This window comes from Pseudomonadota bacterium (assembly GCA_011049115.1).
Lineage (GTDB): Bacteria > Desulfobacterota > Anaeroferrophillalia > Anaeroferrophillales > Tharpellaceae > DSCM01.
The window spans coordinates 1-15,862 of record DSCM01000107.1 but is presented as its reverse complement, the minus strand read 5'-3'; the positions used below and the strand labels follow the sequence as shown (position 1 = coordinate 15,862).

At 57.7% G+C, this 15,862-nt stretch carries 14 protein-coding genes and 1 pseudogene; 7 read left to right on the top strand and 8 right to left on the bottom strand.

Annotated elements, in window-relative coordinates; all coding sequences use genetic code 11:
- The 4 genes from ENN66_09695 to ENN66_09680 form a co-directional block, all read right to left on the bottom strand.
- A partial coding sequence (locus tag ENN66_09695; protein ID HDS16857.1) for a radical SAM protein occupies positions 1–1,019 on the bottom strand: 1,019 nt, incomplete at its 3' end.
- A gap of 93 nt (positions 1,020–1,112) precedes the next feature.
- Complete coding sequence (locus tag ENN66_09690) at positions 1,113–1,460, bottom strand: hypothetical protein (protein ID HDS16856.1); 348 nt, start codon at positions 1,458–1,460, stop codon at positions 1,113–1,115.
- Positions 1,319–2,278 (bottom strand): cation-transporting P-type ATPase, encoded by a 960-nt coding sequence (locus ENN66_09685; protein HDS16855.1) that lies wholly within the window; start codon positions 2,276–2,278, stop codon positions 1,319–1,321. The genes ENN66_09690 and ENN66_09685 overlap by 142 nt, the downstream gene beginning before the upstream one ends.
- Positions 2,095–3,891 carry a hypothetical protein gene (locus ENN66_09680; protein HDS16854.1) on the bottom strand — a complete coding sequence of 599 codons (1,797 nt, stop codon included), beginning with the start codon at positions 3,889–3,891 and terminating at the stop codon, positions 2,095–2,097. The genes ENN66_09685 and ENN66_09680 overlap by 184 nt, the downstream gene beginning before the upstream one ends.
- Here ENN66_09680 and ENN66_09675 point away from each other — a divergent pair.
- From ENN66_09675 to ENN66_09645, 7 genes are all read left to right on the top strand, one after another.
- A complete protein-coding gene (locus ENN66_09675; protein HDS16853.1) occupies positions 3,680–4,852 on the top strand; it encodes an ABC transporter permease in 1,173 nt (390 codons plus the stop codon). The genes ENN66_09680 and ENN66_09675 overlap by 212 nt on opposite strands.
- Complete coding sequence (locus tag ENN66_09670) at positions 4,849–5,643, top strand: ATP-binding cassette domain-containing protein (GenBank protein ID HDS16852.1); 795 nt, start codon at positions 4,849–4,851, stop codon at positions 5,641–5,643. The genes ENN66_09675 and ENN66_09670 overlap by 4 nt, the downstream gene beginning before the upstream one ends.
- A gap of 24 nt (positions 5,644–5,667) precedes the next feature.
- Complete coding sequence (locus ENN66_09665) at positions 5,668–6,597, top strand: MCE family protein (GenBank protein ID HDS16851.1); 930 nt, start codon at positions 5,668–5,670, stop codon at positions 6,595–6,597.
- Complete coding sequence (locus ENN66_09660; protein ID HDS16850.1) at positions 6,594–7,298, top strand: hypothetical protein; 705 nt, start codon at positions 6,594–6,596, stop codon at positions 7,296–7,298. The genes ENN66_09665 and ENN66_09660 overlap by 4 nt, the downstream gene beginning before the upstream one ends.
- Before the next feature lie 162 nt (positions 7,299–7,460).
- Positions 7,461–7,646: a hypothetical protein gene (locus ENN66_09655; protein ID HDS16849.1), complete on the top strand. Its 186-nt coding sequence runs from the start codon at positions 7,461–7,463 to the stop codon at positions 7,644–7,646.
- Between the two features lie 198 nt (positions 7,647–7,844).
- Complete coding sequence (locus tag ENN66_09650; protein ID HDS16848.1) at positions 7,845–11,114, top strand: hypothetical protein; 3,270 nt, start codon at positions 7,845–7,847, stop codon at positions 11,112–11,114.
- Positions 11,111–11,641 carry a hypothetical protein gene (locus ENN66_09645; protein ID HDS16847.1) on the top strand — a complete coding sequence of 177 codons (531 nt, stop codon included), beginning with the start codon at positions 11,111–11,113 and terminating at the stop codon, positions 11,639–11,641. Before ENN66_09650 ends, ENN66_09645 begins: the two co-directional genes overlap by 4 nt.
- 10 nt (positions 11,642–11,651) lie before the next feature.
- On the opposite strand, the gene ENN66_09640 is transcribed toward ENN66_09645, so the two are convergent.
- From ENN66_09640 to ENN66_09625, 4 genes and pseudogenes are all read right to left on the bottom strand, one after another.
- Positions 11,652–11,939, bottom strand: coding sequence for a hypothetical protein (locus ENN66_09640; protein ID HDS16846.1), 288 nt, complete (start codon positions 11,937–11,939; stop codon positions 11,652–11,654).
- A 293-nt stretch (positions 11,940–12,232) separates the two neighbouring features.
- On the bottom strand, positions 12,233–12,535 hold the full coding sequence (locus ENN66_09635; protein ID HDS16845.1) for a rubrerythrin: 303 nt from the start codon (positions 12,533–12,535) through the stop codon (positions 12,233–12,235).
- Between the two features lie 251 nt (positions 12,536–12,786).
- Positions 12,787–14,031: an acyl-CoA dehydrogenase gene (locus tag ENN66_09630; GenBank protein HDS16844.1), complete on the bottom strand. Its 1,245-nt coding sequence runs from the start codon at positions 14,029–14,031 to the stop codon at positions 12,787–12,789.
- A gap of 128 nt (positions 14,032–14,159) precedes the next feature.
- Positions 14,160–14,950 (bottom strand): annotated as a pseudogene (locus tag ENN66_09625) (TIGR00266 family protein).
- Between the last annotated feature and the right edge of the window lie 912 nt (positions 14,951–15,862).

The following is a 15,862-nucleotide window of genomic DNA, read 5'->3' as shown; positions in this document are numbered from 1 at the left end:
GCGGCCATGGCCGCGATCATCGGCTCATCCAGGGACGGCGGAAAAAGTCCATTCATAGCCCGCAACTCAAAAACATGGTCGCGGCGCAACCTCGCGAGAGCAGCCAGCAATTCCATGAACCACCCCCGGTCGAGACTTAGATTTTCATCCTCGAAATCGATAAACCCCGCCCCTTGCCCACAAATCGCGCGCTCGATTTCAACCATCACCCCGGCCAGGGATCGCCTTCGATATGGCGGACCGCCGGCGGCGCTGACCGCACAGTAACTGCACCGCAAAGGACAGCCCCGGCTCGCCACGATCACCGCGCCGGCGCGCCCGTGACGGCGATAAAATGAGCTTTTCAGTAAATGGACGGCCGGCGGCGGCTGCGCGTCAAGGTCATCGACAACGGCCGGGGCCGCCGGCTCAATAACGCCGGTGGGCCGCCGCCAAACCAGACCGGGAATCGCCGACAACGCTTCCTCCGCCGTCTCTCGATCCTGCCGGACCAGCGCGGCCAGCCGCGGCAGGGAATTCTCAGCTTCACCGCGCAAAACAAAATCAACCGCCGCACAAGCCATCACGGCCTCCGGCAGAACTGTGGCATGATGACCGCCGACCACGATCTTACAAGTCGGCAGCCGTTTTTTGATGATCCGCGCGGTCTCCAGCGCGGCTTCATGATAAGGGGTAAACAGGGACGAAATCCCCACCAGAAAAGCCCCGCTGCGAGACACCAGTTCGGCGACATGAGCAAAACTGTAACCAAAATGCCGGTAGTGGTGAAAAAGAGCAAAGGGCGATCTGTCGGGCCGGCCGAAATGCGGCTCGAGATAATCCATGGCCGACGGCCGGGGAATGATTTTGTTCTTCGCGGTCGCCAGGGCGTCAACCAGCGTCACCGAAAAACCCCGTTTTTCGAGAGCGGCGGCCAAGGCGAGCAGACCGTAAGGAACCGTGCGCTTGCCGGTCAGATAAAAATCCTCCAGCGGCGGCTGAACCAGGGCGATATCAGACATGAAGGACCTCAGGACCATGACGCACCGGCAACCCGGTCTTCGGTAAAAGTTCCGCCCCTCAGTTTCAGGACCGGATGCTAAATAGTTACGATTTTTTTCGCGCTCGTCATTTCATCGGGCGCGCCGCGGCCGCTTCGTCCCGGCCCTGCGGACGGCCCTGCGTTTGCTAAGTTTGACCAGCTCGAACAGCCACAGGTAAAGGAAAGCCGCTCCCAGAACAAAAAACCAGTCCCGCGGCCCCAGTGGGCCGAAACCAAGAAACGCACGCAGCGGCGGCAGGTAAATCAGGACCAGCACCAGCTCGGCAAGATTGGTGGTCAGCGAAGCCAGCACCGTTTTACGCAGATTATCGTAAATGCAACGACCGCCACGAATAGCATGCACCAGGGTGGAAAAATTATCATCCAGCAGCACCAGGGAAGCCGCCTCCTTGGCCACATCATTGCCTCGGCGACCCATCGCGACCCCAATATGGGCCTTGCGCAGGGTCGGCGCGTCATTGACTCCATCTCTCCGGTGACCGCGACGATTTCTCCCTGATCTTCCAGCAATTCGACAATCCGCAGTTTATCCTCGGGATCGACCCGGGCGAAGATAACCGCCGGATGGGCGCTCAGAAGCTCCGCCACGAACATTTCATCCATCTCCTTGAATTCCCGACCGGTAACCACCGGCACCGATTCTCCCGAGCTCTGCAAACCGATCGCCCGGCCCACGGCCCGGGCCGTCTCCCGATGATCACCGGTCAGGATAAAAACCCGAATATGGGCTTCCCGGGCATCCCTGACCGCTTCCCGCACCCCCTCCTTGGGCGGGTCCAGCATCGCCATCAGGCCGAGAAAGGTCAGTTCCCGCTCCACCGCTTCGCGCTGATATTCGGTCTGCGCCGAATCCAGTTCGAGCCGGGCAAAAGCCAGCACCCGCATACCACGGCGGGAATATACCTCGGTCAGTTCCGTGATGCGCCGGCGCTCGGCCTCCCCCAGGGACACGGCCTCTCCCCGCCGATAAAACCGAGTACAGATCTGCAGCAGGCTGGCGCTCGAGCCCTTGACCGCCAGCCGCAAACCGTCGGGAAAACGCCGGACCGAACTCATGCGCATCGGCTCACCGTCAAAGGGAAACTCCTGTAACTGGGGAAAATCTTCATTCTCACGCGGACTGCGGCCGGCAAGCTTGGCGGCCAGGGTAACCAGGGCGGCTTCGGTCGGATCGCCGATCGGATACCAGAAATGATGTTCCTCGTCGGGCTCGTGAATCTCGGCGCTGGAAGCCATTTCAGCATAATATCGAGATTTTCCAGTTCGGCGGCGGTCTGATCGCCGCCATCCTCGCGACGCAGTTCCCCGCGAGGTTCGTAACCCAGGCCGCTAACCTGATAAGCGCGTTCATCAAACCAGAGGGCCTGCACCGTCATCTCGTTTTTGGTCAGGGTTCCGGTTTTATCGGTGCAGATAACCGTGATCGCCCCAATAGTCTCAACCGCAGGCAGATTTTTGACCACCGCCTGGCGCTCGGCAAGCTGGTTGCTACCGGTAGCCAGCGCCACCGTAACCTGGGCGGGCAAAGCCTGAGGAACCATCGCCATGGCCACCCCCAGGGCATAAACCAGGCTCATGTGAAGAGAAAATTCCTGCAGCAGACCCAGCCCGAAAAGGGCCGCCCCGATCACCACGACCACCACCGTCAGTTGATTTGCCAGGCGCCGCAATTCCTTTTGCAGCGGGGTCTGAGTGCCACCGGCGCTTTCCACCAGAGCGGCGATTTTGCCGGTTTCCGTGGCCATGCCGGTAGCGGTCACCACTCCGACCGCGTTGCCGGTGGCGACCATGGTTCCTGCGTAAGCCATATTCACCCGGTCAGCCAGCGGCACCACGCCGCTCAGGGCCTCAATCTGCTTTGCCTGAGGCAGGGATTCGCCGGTCAGGGCAAAATCGCTGGTTTTAAACTCATGCACTTCCAGCAGGCGGACATCGGCCGGCACCTTATCTCCGGCCTCGAGCCGAACAATGTCGCCGACCACCAGAGATTCCTGGCGGACTTCCAACATCTCCCCGTCACGCATCACCTTGGCCGCAGAACGGATCAGATTTTTCAACCGGGCCACAATCCGAACGGCCTTGTTCTCATGATAGAAACCAATGCCGGCGTTGACAAAAACGATGATGAAAATAATCGATCCGTCACGATAGTTACCAATCAGAAAAGAGAGCAGCCCGCCGATCAGGAGGATGATAATCAGCAACTCCCGGAACTGCGCCAGCAACAACAGCCATAATGGCAGGCGCGATCTTTCCCGCAGCTCGTTGCGACCAAAAGCCCGCAGGCGGCGCTCGGCCTCGCGCCGGGAAAGACCGTTCCGCGAGCCGCGAAGAACCCGCAACAGTACATCGACTTCCATTCGATAGCCGTCCCGACCTTGAGCCGTCATCGATGCCTCCCTGATTTCAAGGGAACAAACACTGAGCCTGCGACCACCCGGTAACATAATCAGGATAATCGAAAACCTGGAATTAAACAAGATTTTAAAGAGCCCGAAAAAAACACCCGTTCCCCCAAGGCAACCAGGATGGCGCAACCCGGCAAGATCAGGTTGACTAAATTCACTCCGGCATGTAATTAACCACCGAGAACCTCCGCCTGAAAAATCGTTCCGGACCAAGACCAGAAAGACCGTGATGAACCACGTCCAGGCTTCTTCCCAAAACAGCGAGCACGCGACTTCGGCGACCGGCCAGGACGTCGCCGCCCTGAATTTCGACCTGCAGGCGGGAAAGGTTTTCTGTACGGGCGTCTGGCGAGCCGAGCACCTGGCCGGGGTGGAAAGAAAACTTGCCGACCACAACGATCCCGTTCTTTCTGGACCGCTTGAGATTGACGGCCGCGGCATCAGCGACCTGGATACGGCCGGGGCCCTGCTTCTGCTCAGGCTGCAGCGACACCTGACCAAAGGCCGCGACTGCGTGCCCCTACGGGGGCTGAACAACGCGCCGCGGAAACTGTTGCGAAGTCTCACCGAACAAGGGGAAATCGCGTTCCCGAACAAAGAACCACGCTCGAACCTGCTCCTTCAGCTGGGACGCAAGAGTCTGGCCAAAGTCCACGAAATAGTGGCGCTGCTGTCATTCTTCGGGCGGCTGATAATGGCCGTGCGTTATCTTTCTCGGCATCCGGGTAGGCTGCGCCTGCCCGAACTTTTCCAGGAAATGAGAAGCTCAGGCCGGGAGGCGCTGCCGATCATCGGCCTGCTCTCATTTCTCATCGGCCTGGTCATCGCTTATCAGGGCGGCATGCAGCTGGCCCAGTATGGCGCCAACATTTTCATTGTCGATCTGGTCGGGCTGGCGATCGTTCGCGAGCTGGCGCCACTGATGACCGCCATCATGGTCGCTGGCCGCACCGGTTCGGCCTACACGGCCGAAATCGGCTCCATGAAGCTCTCCGAGGAAATCGACGCCCTGCAGGTTATCGGCCTCGAACCGCTTGAACTGCTGGCGCTGCCGAAACTGTTCGGCTTGATCATTGTCTTGCCTCTGCTCACGGTTTTCGCCGACATCATGGGCATTTTCGGGGGCATGTTCATGGCCAACGCCATGCTCGGCGTGAGCCCGGCGGTTTTCTGGGAAAGGTTACCGAAGGCCCTTTCCCAGACGGCTTATCTGATCGGCATCGGCAAGACCCCGGTCTTTGCCGCGATCATTGCCATCGTCGGCTGCTATCAGGGTTTTACAACTTCGGGCAGCGCCGAGATTCTGGGACGTAAAACCACGACCAGCGTAGTTCAGTCAATCTTTCTGATAATCATCAGCGACGCGGCTTTTTCGATCCTGTTCAGCTGGCTGAAGATATGAAATCCGGCAAAGCGGCAAACATGGATTACGCCATTGAAGTCAACAAGCTTTCCACCCGCTTCGGCAACCGGGTGGTGCATCAGGACATCGATCTCAATCTGGTGCGCGGCGAGATTCTCGCCCTGGTCGGGGGCAGCGGCAGCGGCAAATCCACCCTGCTGCGGGAAATTCTGCGGCTGCAACGACCAGCCGGCGGCACCATCAGGCTCTTCGGCCGCGAAATTGATGCCATGACCGAAAGCGAGCTGCGAAAACTGCGGCCCCGCATGGGCGTTTTATTCCAGTCTGGCGCCCTGATCAATGCGCTCAATATCTTTGATAATGTCGCGCTGCCGCTCAAGGAACACAGCCATCTGAGTCCGCGTTTCACTCTCGAACTGGCCTTGAGAAAGATCGTCATGGTCGGGCTCGCCCCGGAAACCGGTTATCTGTTTCCCAACCAGCTCAGCGGCGGTATGCGCAAGCGGGCCGGTCTGGCCCGCGCCCTGGCCCTGGATCCGGAAATTCTCTTTCTCGACGAACCAACCTCCGGTCTCGACCCGGTCAGCGCCGGTGACTTCGACGAACTGCTGCTCAGACTCCACGAGGCCCTCAATCTGACGGTTCTGATGGTCACCCATGATCTAAATTCTCTCTGGCGGCTGGCCCATCGCATCGCGCTCCTGGGTGAAGGACGAATCCTGGCCCTCGGCACCAAAGAGGAGGTGGCCGCCAGCGACAACCCGCTGGTTAATTCATTTTTTCAAGGGACGCGAGGTCTTGCGGCCCGAAGAAGGAACGGCGACATTTAAATTATTTTCAGGCGGCGAGCGAAAATGGAAACCAGAATTAATTACATCCTGACCGGACTCTTCGTGGTCCTCTTCGGCGGCCTGCTGCTCGGCGGCGCCCTCTGGCTCAGCCTGCGAACCCCGGCCAAAAATCTTGATTTCCACTATGTCTACATTGACGAATCGGTTTCCGGGCTCAACCAGGATGCTCCGGTTAAATATCGCGGCGTGGAAGTGGGACGGGTCACGGAAATAAAAATCGACCCGCACAACCCTCTGCGGGTTCGCCTTCTGCTGGCCATCGATCGGGAGACTCCGATCAATGAAAACACCGCCGCGACCCTGGTTTTTCAGGGACTGACCGGAGTGGCCCATATCAATCTGGGCAGCCGCCGCAAAGACGCGCCCCCGCAAAAAGCGCCGGCGACGGAAAAATATCCCGTCATTCTCAGCGAACCCTCCCTGCTGACCCGACTGGATGAAGATGTCACCAATCTGATTTCGAGCCTGACCAAGGCCGCCGATAACCTCCAAGCCTTTCTCGATCACGACAAAAGCCGCATGGTTGACCGAACCCTGAAAAATCTGGAAGAGGTCTCGACGATCCTGGCCCGCAACTCACCGAAGCTGGAGGAGGCGATTCAGGCCGCCGCCGGAACCCTGGGGAAAAGCGCGGTCGCGGCCGAGGCGCTGCCGCGCCTGCTCGAAACCCTGAACCAGGCCGGCACCGAACTTCAGGTCATGGCCCGGGAGCTTTCCGGACAGGGCCGCGCCATAGGCCGGGCCGTCGGCGACGGAGCTCAGGATTTTGGTGTCATGAGTGAAGGAATAAACCGCCGGTTCAGAGATCTGACCGTGGCCATACAGCTGCTTCTGGAGCAGACCGGCAACCTGATTGGTGCGTTGCAGCGCAACCCCGCCCTGATTATTTCGGGGCCGCCCGCCGCCGCTCCGGGACCGGGAGAAGAAGAATGAATCAAACTGCCCCCCCCCTGCCACCACGGAAAAACACGCAGACCACCAGGGAAACCCTGACGCATGGGGCTCTCGCCGTAAAAATCCTGGTCCGCCCCGTCATCTTTCTGGGCAGCCTGCTGTTCTTGCTGAACGGCTGTTTCCGCCTAGGTTCGCCGACCCCGGCGGCCAGGCTGTATCGCCTGGAAGCCCCCGCCCACCTCGCGGCCTCGACCCCGAAAAAGCTTTCCGGAAAAGGCCCGGTTCTGATGGTCTCCGCCGCCGGCGCCGCCTCTGAATATGATACCGCGGCCATGGCCTACATGCGCTCCCGACATCAGATCGAATATTTCACCCACAGTCGCTGGCTCGACAAGCCCGCCCGGCTGCTGCAAACCGCCCTGGTCAGGGAATTGAACGAACACCCCGCGCTCGAAGCCGCGCTGGCGGCCCCGAGCGCGGCCCAGGCCGATTATCTGATCAACCTTACCCTGCTGGAGTTATATCAGGATTTTTTACCCCCGGAGAGCGCCCGGCTGATTTTCTCATGTCAGCTGGAAATCATCGACCACCGGGGAAAGCTGGTCGGCAGTCGGGTTTTTCAGGAAAGTGAAGCCGCAACCCCGCCGGACGCGGTCGGCGGGGTTGCGGCCGCCAACCGGATTCTGTCCCGGCTGCTGCCCCGGCTGGCCGCATTCTGCGCCCAGTCGGTGCAGCAATGAAGCACCGGAAAGCCGCTCATGCCCCCCTTCCGGGTCGAGACAATTCATTTTGCACAACCGTTTACACAACCGTTACGCTCGCGAAAATCCACCCGTATCTGACAAGGCTGAAGGAGAAAGAACATGAAAAACCTTTCGGGAAGAAGATTATGACCTCTGGTTTTGCTTCTCTTTACAATTACCGGCATCACCGCTTTTGCCGCCGAAGTAACCGCGGGGACGGCTTCAGATCCGGCCGGGTCAAAAAAATCGTTTTCCGCTTCCAACAACGCCACTCACCGCGCTTCGCAAGCCAACCATGCTAATCGTCTGATCGTCGAACTCAGAAGCAGCCCCCTGGCCCAGTAATACGCTCTGGCCCCGGAAACCTACGGTCAACCCGGCGCTCGCCGCCTGGCTCTGCAAAAAACCGCGTCCAGACAATATCTGCAGACGATTGAACTTGAGCAGCAGACCCTTATCAAAAAACTGCAGACCCTGACGACCGGGCTTAAGATTTCCCGGCACCGCGATTCAACCGGAAATTTTCACGAAAATCGCTACCGGATGCTGTTCAACGGCCTGTCGCTTGAGTTAGGCGACGGCGATCGCAAGGCGATTTCCGAGCGGATTAAAAGCTTGCCGGAAGTCAAGGCCGTGTATCAGAATCGGGCCTACCATCCCACCCTCTATGCCAGCCGGGAGCTGATCGACGCTCAGGCGCTCTGGAACCATCCGGCCATGGTTTCCTCCGCGAACGCCGGTCGGGGCATTAAGATCGCCATCATGGACGGCGGTATTCACCATCTGGCCCCGATGTTCAGCGGCGCAGGCTTCCAGTATCCCGCCGACATACCGGCCCCCGGCCTGGGTGACACCACCAACAATAATGGTAAAGTCATTGTTTCCCGAGCCTATTTCAGGCTGGATGACCCACCCACGGCCGGGGATGAAAATGTCTGGCCCGGCGAAAACGGCATTTCACACGGGGTTCATGTTGCCGGCATCGCCGCCGGCAACCCGGTGAGCGCCGACTATCTAGGACTTAATTTCGACATCAGCGGCGTGGCTCCGGCCGCCTGGCTTATGAGTTATCGGGTCTTTTATCCCAGCCAGAGCGGCGACGACAGTTTTTACACCACCGAAGGGCTGGCCGCCCTCGAAGACATCGTCGCGGACGGCGCCGATGTTCTGAATAACTCCTGGGGCTCCGGTCCGACCTCGGCCGGAGGCTATTACGTTCCGCTTGATCGGGCCCTGATCAATGCCGCCGAGGCCGGAATTTTCGTGGTCATGTCGGTCGGCAACTCCGGCCCTGGACTGGGAACCGGCGATCATCCTTCCGCCGACTACATCAGCGTGGCTTCATCGACCACAACTTCCGCCCTGGCCTCGGGTCGCCTCAACGTCACGGCTCCGCTGCCGGTTGACCAGAAATTAATCGGCCTCTCGATGATGGAAGCCGATTTCGGCCCGAGCCTGCCGGCTATAGCCACCTATGACTTGCTCACCGCGGCCGGCGAGGACGTCGGCAACCAGTCAGGCTGTTCCTCCTGGACGGGAACCCCCTTTACCGGCAAAGCGGTTCTCATCGAACGCGGCGGTTGTTATTTCAGCGATAAGGTTTTTCTCGCTCAGGAAGCCGGAGCCTCTCTGGTTATAATCTACAACCACGAAGAAAGCGGCAATAATCTGGTCAGCATGACCACTTCGTCGCATGAAGAAGAGATCAACATTCCCGCAATTTTCATCAAACACAGTGACGGCCTGGCCCTGCTTGACTGGTGTAACACCTATGGCGCCGCCGCCCGCATAGAAATCGACAACAGCGCCTATCAGATCACGATAGAGCCGGACCGGCTCAGCGACTTCAGCAGCAAGGGACCAGGCGTCGGTGAGGTCCTGAAACCCGACATCACGGCTCCGGGCGACAATATTCTCTCGCAGGGTTACACCCCTCACGCCGCCGGCGAAGAGCGCCATTTCGGCTACGGACAGTCTTCCGGAACCTCAATGGCGGCCCCTCATGTCGCCGGCGCCGCCGCCCTGATCCGTCGTCAGGCGCATCCCGACTGGCCCAACAGTTATATAAAGTCGGCCCTCATGACAACTTCTGTTTTTCAGAACGTATGGACGCACGACAACCTGCCCGGGCAACCGCTGGAAATCGGGGCCGGTCGGCTCAATCTCTCCCGGGTCACCGACCCCGGCATCATCTGCCAGCCGCCGGCCATCAGCTTCGGACGACTGACGCACGGCCGACAACGATCTTTGACGACAACCATCACCAATATTTCCCCTGATGCCGAAACCTATACCGTTACGAGCTTCAATCCCCGTCCGGACGACGGTTTCGGCAATCCGGGCCTGAACGGCGTCACGCTCTCCCCGGCCAACCTGACCCTAGCCCCAGGCGCCAGCGCCCAGCTGACCATAACCATCGATTCCGCCGCCAGCGGAAAAACCAGCGGCGACCTGCAAGGTTACATCCTGCTGTCCGGAACCACCCATGACGCCCACTTGCCGCTCTGGGCCCGAATTATTGAGAAGCCGAACAAGGAAATCCTGCTGCTCGACAATGACGGCAGCAGCGGCGGCGAGAACCGTGACTACCGGCGCTATTATACCTCAGCCCTCGACAGCCTCGGCAAAAGCTACACGGTCTGGGATGTCGATGCCCAGACACCGGAAAACGCCATTCCCGCAGCGAGCGTACTTTCCCGCTATCCGAACCTGATTTATTTCAGCGGCGACAACTGGGCCGCACTTTCCGATCAGCAGGGCAATCGCCTGACCGAATACGCCAACGGCGGCGGCCGCATGCTCGCCATGGGACAGGATATTTCCAATATATTCAATAACGATGAAATTTTTTACAGCTACGTCCTGGGCGGCAGGTCCTGGTGGGACAACCTGACCGATGACCGGCTGCCCGATCGCAATCTCATCGCCCACGCTGACGCGCCCCCGGCTTTCAGTCGAGTGGCGCTGGACCTCACGGCTTCCGGCGACGGCGCCGGCAACCAGCATTACATGGATGAGCTGCAATCCTATCCCTGGCAGGACATAGATGACGAACCCCTGCGGCTCACGTACCAGCCCCTGCTGCGCTACCCCGGAGCGTTAAATCAGGAGGACGGCACCGTCGCCCTGGCCCATCGGACCCAACCCAGCCTGGAGTTTTTAAGCCAACCTTACGCCGGGCGATCAATCTTTACCAGCTTTGGCCTGGAGGGCGTCAACAATCTGCAAGGCCGCACCTCGCGTTCCGCCTTGCTCGATCTTTTGCTCGCCTGGCTGGCTGACGAGCCGACCGCGACCATCAGCGAACAAAGCGGTTCGACCTCCACCTTCAAAAACTTCCGGGTCATTCTGAGCTCTCCGGTGTCCGGCACCCTGCTCACCCGTTGCCGCTGGGATTTCGGAGACTCCAGCCCCTACCAGGGGCCGATTGCCAGCGGCAGCCGCTCACACAGCTACGCCCGGCCCGGCAACTATCTGGTCCGGGCCGAAGCCACCGATAACTGGGAAAACCAGGCGATAGGTCAGTATCTGGTCACCACCAACAACTGTCTCTACTATCCCCATGTCGCCACCAGTGGCGACTGGGAGACCGAAATCTGCATCATCAATACCGGCACCAGCGCGACCATCACCGGCGCTTTCAAGGCTTACGCCGATAACGGCACCCTGGTTTCCACTCTGGAAAACATTACGTTGCCCCCCAGGCCAGTCATGAAGTCCTCGTCGAGGGAAACTTCACCAGCCCGGACCGGATCGGCTATATTGTTTTCGAGGCGAACGGCGCCATCTCCGACAGCGCTGTCGGCTACGTGAAGTTTTACCGCGAGAGTATTTATCGCGTCGCCATTCCCGCGTCCAAAACCGTCAATCGCGGCGATATCTACGTGCCCCACATCGCTTCCGATGACGACTGGTTCACCGGACTGAGCCTGGTCAACGTCACGGCCGGCCCGCGCACCATTTTCTTTGAAGCTGACAATGGCCTGACAAAATTTCTCGAGCTGGCCCCGGGAGAGCATAAAGCCCTGACCATCCGGTCGCTGTTCGATAACCAGCCGCAACCCGGCATTCAGTCCGCCATCATCAGGAACAGCGCCGGTATCATCGGCCTGGAACTTTTCGGCAGCAGTGGCGACGGCAAACAATTATCCGGCATTCTGCTTCGGGATCGCAGCGCCCAGGAGATTTTCTACCCGCATCTCGCCACCACCGACGGCTGGCGGACCGGGGCCGTCGCCTTTAACTGCGCCCCGGAAACCGCAAACCTTGGTTTCACGACTTTCAGCGCCGGCGGCGCCCAGCTGTCGACCGTCAATGTGAAATCTGGACGGCCACAGTAAGCTGGTTGCGTCAGCCGAATCTCTGAGTTTCCCGGCGGCAACCGCCTGGTTCAAGATCGAAGCCGACCAACCCCTGACCGGCTTTGAACTGTTCGGCACCAACAATGGTTTTCAGCTGGCGGGCTATGCTGGGGTAGAGATCAACGGCAGCAAGGGAACTTTCCCCAAACTTGAGAAAGATGGCTTCACCGGCATCGCCATCGTCAACAACACCTCGCTGCCGGCAAGCGTCAGACTGAATGCCTATGGAAATGATGGTCAGATGATTGCGAGCGTGGCGCTGAGAATGAACGGCCATGAAAAAATAGTGGATATCCCCGAAAATATTTTTCACGAAGACATCAGCACCGCCACCTATCTCACTTACCAGTCCGACCGCGACATGGTCGGTTTTCAGCTCAACGGATCGAGCGACGGCATGATGCTGGACAGCCTGCCGTCTTTGAGATGATGAAACAACCTTTGCAAAAAGGTCTTTTTTCCCGCAACCGTAAAATAAAACGATTTACCTTCGCGCTCTGCCCGCGCCCTTGCCCCCACACCGTCAAGCCAAGGGCAACGCGCGGACCGGGCGCGAAGGTTTTTGGGAACCTACTTCAGCTTCCGGATTTCTTCTTCCACCTCCTGAGCGCCCTCCGCATAGAATTTTTCTTCCTCGGGATCAAGTTCATGGAGCAGTCGCAGAAATTCACCGGCATGAACCCGCTCCTCATCCGCGATGTCTCTGAGCACCTCGATGGCGAGCTTGTTGTCGATTGATTCCGCCAGCTGCATGTACAACTGAATCGCCTCATACTCCGCGGCCACCATGAATCTTATCGCCCTTATAAGCTCCTCATGCGTGAGTTTTCTGTCTTTCGCCAGCCCCGAAAAAGGGGTTCCAAATTCCGGCATCGCTCTTCTCCTTTCAGCCTTCGCCTGTTTCCGTTTAAAGTGCAACCCCGGATTCAAGTCATTCCGCCTTCATCCAGCCTCCGCGACTCAAGGTTTTTCGAATTGCGGCAAAGCCTCTTTGGGCAAAAAACCAGAACGCCCCGAATCACTTATCCTATCAGACAATAAAACAGAACCACAACCGATTGTAAAGCTTAGTCTTTATTTTATTTGTAAGCCGGGCCGGCACCGCGGACCGGCGCGTTTTGACTTTACTCGAAAATCTTTTCATCCCTGGCCCCGGCTTCGGCCGCATCTTCTTCCAGATCCCGAAGAACACCGGTTTTCCGGTTATGCTCGAATTCCTTATACCATTCATTGGCGATGATCATGGCCATAACCTCATTGGTTCCGGTCCAGATGGAGGCCAGCCGCAGGTCCCGTAAGATCCGTTCCACAGGATAGATGTTGGTGTAGCCGATGCCGCCCATCACCTGCATGGCGTTGTGGACCGCTTTCTGACAGGATTCGGTAACAAATTTTTTGGTCTGGGAGACCAGCCGCCGGATCTGCTTTTCATCGATTTTACCGTCGACGGCTCGGGCCGTGGCATAGATCATGGCCCGAGAGGCGTCCAGCAGGGTAACGGCTTCCGCCACCTGGAAGGAAACGCCCTGGAATTCCGCCACGGGGCGGCCGAAGGCTTTGCGCTTCGCGGTGTAACCCGTGGCCACCTCCACGGCCGGAGCGGCCGCGCCGATGGTCATGGCCGCCGTTCCCAGGCGCTCGGGAATCATCATGGTGTTGAACACGGCCACGCCCTGGTGCAGTCGGCCTAATAGGTTTTCCCTGGGAACCCGCACATTCTTGAAAACCATGCGGGCGGCGCCGCCGCCCCGGCAACCCATGAGACCGTAGAGGTATTCGGTTTTGACGCCTGCGGTTTTGTCCACGATAAAACAGGAAATGCTTTTGTGGGGCTCGCCCTGGGGATCGGTCCGGGCATAGACCAGGAAATAATCGGCCCCCTCTCCACCCACGATGAACCGCTTCTGGCCATTGACAAGAAAGTGATCCCCCATGTCCTTGGCCGTGGTGGTGGCGCCGAAAAAATCCGATCCACCCCGGGGTTCGGTCAAGCATTCCGCGGCAAAGATTTTTCCCTGAAGCAGAGGCCGCACATATTTTTCCTTCTGCTCGTCGGTGCCGTGCCGGATAATGGCGTCACAGACCAGCTCGGCGCCCACTCCAAAGGTGCAGGCAAAGATATAGCCCAGCCTTCCGATTTCTTCCATGACCATGCAGGTGGACACCCAATCCAGGTCCCGGCCGCCCCATTGTTTGGGGTAGCGGCAGCCCATGAGGCCGCGCTTCCCGGCTTCCTGCAAGAATTCCCGGGGAAATTGGATTTTGTCGGCATCCATATCCAGAATCATTTCCCGGGGAATGGACTTGACAAAGTCCCGGGTTTCATCCCTTAGTATTTTCTGTTCGGCATTTAAAAGATGTGCAAACATGTACAGCCTCCTCCTACGAGTTTGTCCTTCATGATCTTCCCGGCGCGCGTATCCTGTAAAATCTTCACTTCGGTGTCCTTTACCAGCACCTGCATCTATATGAATGGTTCGAGAGAAACAATTGATACTCAGTTGCCGTCCAGCATTCGCCCCAGTCCGCCCAGCAGAGACCCTTCTCCTTTTTGCGCACCGCCGGAGACAGGGGCATGGGCAAGAATCCGATCCGCCAGCCGACTGAACGGCAAGCTCTGCAACCAGACCCGGCCGGAGCCCTGTAACGTGGCCAGGAATAAACCCTCGCCGCCGAAGAACATACTCTTCAAATTCCCTGCCCGTTCAATATTGTAGTCAATACCCGGCTCGAAAGCGACCAGACAACCGGTATCGACACGCAAGGTTTCACCGTGCAGCTGACGTTCAATGATAGTTCCGCAGGCATGAACAAAAGCCATGCCATCCCCTTGCAAACGTTGCAGAATAAAGCCTTCCCCGCCAAAGAAGCCGACTCCCAGGCGGCGCTGAAAGGCAATCCCGATCCGGGTCCCATACGCCGCGCAGAGGAAGGCGTCCTTCTGACAAAGAATCTCGTTACCCGGAACCCGCGCCAGATCCAAAGGAATAATTTTCCCGGGGTAAGGAGCGGCAAAGGCCACGTGCTCTTTACGGCGACCCTGATTGGTGAAATGGGTCATAAAGAGTGATTCACCGGTCAGAGCCCTTTTCCCGCACCGAGAAGTTTTCCAAACATCCCCTGTTCGGCTTCCGAGCCGTCACCCATGCGGGCTTCAAAACGGATCCCCTCTTCCATGTAGGTCATGGCTCCGGCTTCGGCAACGACCGTCTCACCCGGATCCAGCTCCACCTGAACCATCTGCATATCGTCACCAACAATCTGATAATCAACCTCATGACACCGCATACATTAATTTCCTTTTCGTTAAAAGGTTTTTGTAACCATTCAGGCCCGGGAAATACTGCGTACGGACACAATCCAGATTTACCGCAGAAAGCAGGTCAGGCCCCGGATTTTCCTTAAGTTTGCTTTTCACGTCTCAATACGAGCTAATGCGGGAATAATCCCGCAACCCAAATGGGGGCCTTCACGGCCCGCAAATAAGTACTCTTATCAGAACATTTTCTTGTTTTTATAGTTGAAAAAATTGTTGAAAAAAAACAAGAAAATAACCTGTAAGGAACTAATGCGGGAGTGGGCCCCGCAACGCAACGACGCTGAAGAGTTACGCTTAGTTATTGAAATCACAACTGCATAGGGTCTCGTCCATAGTAATTTTTATTGACAGGGCGAAGACCGTAAATAAGCAATTGAGGGCAAAAATAACCGATAACGGCTTAATTATCAAGTTTTCAGAACAAACCTTGCTTAACACAGAGGGTTTCCAAGCCTTCTTTTTTTCTAAACTTCTTCGAGCGGTAAGACCGCAGTTAAATTGCAGTATAAATTACCGATTTGCAATCGACAGCAGAAAAAAGATTAAATTACAAAACCTTTGTGAAAAATAAATATCGAAAAAGACCTAAACTGATCTTTGCCAGTGACTTTTGCAAAGTCTCGCAAAATCAATATATTAGCGAACGCAAAAAAGCCCTTGGCACTACTTGAGCTTTTTTGTTGGTTTTCCGGTAGCCCTGTTATGCGACCTCGCGAATGACTTGCGGCAGAGCCACCCCAACGGCCTGAAATAGTTTGCCGCAGCATCCCTGGCACTCGGTACGAATCGCGAAACGCTTGCCTTCTTCTTCGATGGTCACGGTCTTCAGGGCTGACAGATCCTGTTTTATGTCGGCCCACTCGAAATCGTGGCCGGCGTTG

Bases quoted from the DNA above. Each gene is read 5' to 3' on its own strand.
- ENN66_09635 (HDS16845.1), bottom strand. From the start codon at position 12,535: ATGCCGGAATTTGGAACCCCTTTTTCGGGGCTGGCGAAAGACAGAAAA.
- ENN66_09660 (HDS16850.1), top strand. From the start codon at position 6,594: ATGAATCAAACTGCCCCCCCCCTGCCACCACGGAAAAACACGCAGACC.
- ENN66_09690 (HDS16856.1), bottom strand. From the start codon at position 1,460: ATGGGTCGCCGAGGCAATGATGTGGCCAAGGAGGCGGCTTCCCTGGTG.
- ENN66_09630 (HDS16844.1), bottom strand. From the start codon at position 14,031: ATGTTTGCACATCTTTTAAATGCCGAACAGAAAATACTAAGGGATGAA.
- ENN66_09685 (HDS16855.1), bottom strand. From the start codon at position 2,278: ATGGCTTCCAGCGCCGAGATTCACGAGCCCGACGAGGAACATCATTTC.
- ENN66_09675 (HDS16853.1), top strand. From the start codon at position 3,680: ATGAACCACGTCCAGGCTTCTTCCCAAAACAGCGAGCACGCGACTTCG.
- ENN66_09680 (HDS16854.1), bottom strand. From the start codon at position 3,891: ATGCCGCGGCCGTCAATCTCAAGCGGTCCAGAAAGAACGGGATCGTTG.
- ENN66_09670 (HDS16852.1), top strand. From the start codon at position 4,849: ATGAAATCCGGCAAAGCGGCAAACATGGATTACGCCATTGAAGTCAAC.
- ENN66_09665 (HDS16851.1), top strand. From the start codon at position 5,668: ATGGAAACCAGAATTAATTACATCCTGACCGGACTCTTCGTGGTCCTC.
- ENN66_09650 (HDS16848.1), top strand. From the start codon at position 7,845: ATGCTGTTCAACGGCCTGTCGCTTGAGTTAGGCGACGGCGATCGCAAG.
- ENN66_09640 (HDS16846.1), bottom strand. From the start codon at position 11,939: ATGGCCGTTCATTCTCAGCGCCACGCTCGCAATCATCTGACCATCATT.